1 protein-coding gene is annotated in these 1,856 nt (G+C 69.6%); it reads right to left on the reverse strand.

Features of this window, described 5'->3' with window-relative positions:
- Positions 1 to 1,655: sulfite exporter TauE/SafE family protein (locus VGK32_02670; protein HEY3380640.1), on the reverse strand; the 1,655-nt coding region annotated here is incomplete at its 3' end.
- Between the last annotated feature and the right edge of the window lie 201 nt (positions 1,656 to 1,856).

The raw sequence follows: 1,856 nt of genomic DNA on the forward strand, positions 1-1,856 counted from the left end.
TTCGGCGGCGCGACGACGGTGATCTTCCCGCCGTACATCCCCATCGCGCAGGTGTAGTTGATGGTTCCCGGGCGCAGCGCGGGGATCTCAAACGTGTTCGGGCCCTTGCTCAGGCGCGTCCTGATGTCGAGCCCCGGCACGAACAGCGAGGAGGCGCAGGAGCTCGTGTTCGACGACTGGATCGTCCACGTCGTGGGATAGCCGGCGTAGATGACGATGTTTCCGGGGCTGTAGCCGCCAGCGTCCTGGTAGGTGGTGATGCGCTGGGTCCCATCGGCGCCGAGCGTTCCCGGCAGCGGTGCGGCGCTCACCATCCCCACGAGCGAGTCGAGGCTGAACCCCGAGAGCCGGATCCCGGCGCTCCCGTTCATGAGAGCGAAGCCGAGGACCACGACGCCGACGAGGCGCAGCAGTGTCGGCTTCGCACGGCTCGGGACCACGACGGGAAGTCCCGCGATGGCCAGGAGCCCCGGGGCCGTCCCGATCGCAAACGTCCCGAGAAGGGCGGCCGCGAACAGCGGATTGCCCGTCGAGAGCGCGTAGATCTGGATCGCCTGCGTGAACCCGCAGGGCAGGAAGAAGGAGGCGGCGCCCAGCATGGCGGCGCGGCGGTCCGAGTAGACGCCCGATTGGCCCTCTCCGAGGCCCAACTTGCCGCCGACCCCCATCGGCAGCGTCGGCGACCAGCCGGCGATCCGCGGAGACAGGCCGGTCAGCCGAGTTCCGAGCAGGATCATCACGACGGCAACGACGATCATGAGGATCGCGGTCAGCTGCGGCGGCATCGTGATGCTGGCGCCGACAGCACCGAGCGCGGCACCCAGAATGGCGTACCCCGCGATCCGCCCCGCCACGAAGACGACCGCAGGGCGCATCGCGGCGACGCCACCGACCGAGCCTGTCTGTCGCGACTGGAATGCCGCGGAGAGCCCGAGCACGAGTCCGCCGACCAGCGCCATGCACGTGGAGACGCCGGCCGCAAGCCCGAGGAGCAGGGCGACGACAAGGCCACCCTGCGACAGGTCGCCGGCGCCCGACGCGAGATCGCCCAGTCCGGTGACCTGCGCAATGATGGCGAGGGCCGCCACAAGCAGGACGCCCAGGCCGGCCGTCGCCCAGATCTTGGGATCGCTCACGAGCCAGGGCGTCCGGCCGATCTCGTAGCCGGCCTTGTTGATCGCCTTCTCGATGGCCGCGGCGGAGACCTTGGCCGACGACTCAACGGTGACCTGACCCTTCACAGCCGAAGCGGAGACGCGTTCGACATTCGGGATCTTGTTCACGAACTTCGCGATGCGAACTTCGCAGGAACGGCAGGTCATGCCCATCACGGGGAACGTGGTCGAGATCGTTCCGGCGGCAGTCACCACCGACTTCGGGGCGTCGAAGCCGGCAGGCTTCGGGCCATAGCCCATCCGGTACTCCCGCAGCTCGACCGCGCGCCGGTGCAGCTCGTCGGGGTCGTTTGGGTCGACGGGTGCCGGCTCCGCGGCCTCTGGCTGTGCGCTGACGGTGCTCCCCTGGGTCCGTGCCTGGCGCCTCTCGAGGGCGATCCGGTGGACATCCCCGGTCGGGTCTGTCCGCGCTGCGGCGACCACGGCGGACGACGCAGGGGTCGAGACCTGGGATCGGGCCCGGTTGCGACGACGGGTCATCGGACATGGACTCCTGTGGATGTCGGCCGGGACTGCGTGGCGACCTGCACAGCGTCACCCACGAGACGCCATCAGCCAATGCAGCGGGGGGCAAGGCTTGGTCAAGACTTGATCAAGCGCGTGGATCCGTCGCCCGTGGGCCCTGCTGCCGTGATCGCGGGCAGGCGCTCCCGCAGTGCCGGTGCGGCTCAGCCGGGCAAC

The organism is Vicinamibacterales bacterium (assembly GCA_036504215.1).
In the GTDB taxonomy this organism is placed as follows: Bacteria; Acidobacteriota; Vicinamibacteria; order Vicinamibacterales; family Fen-181; genus FEN-299.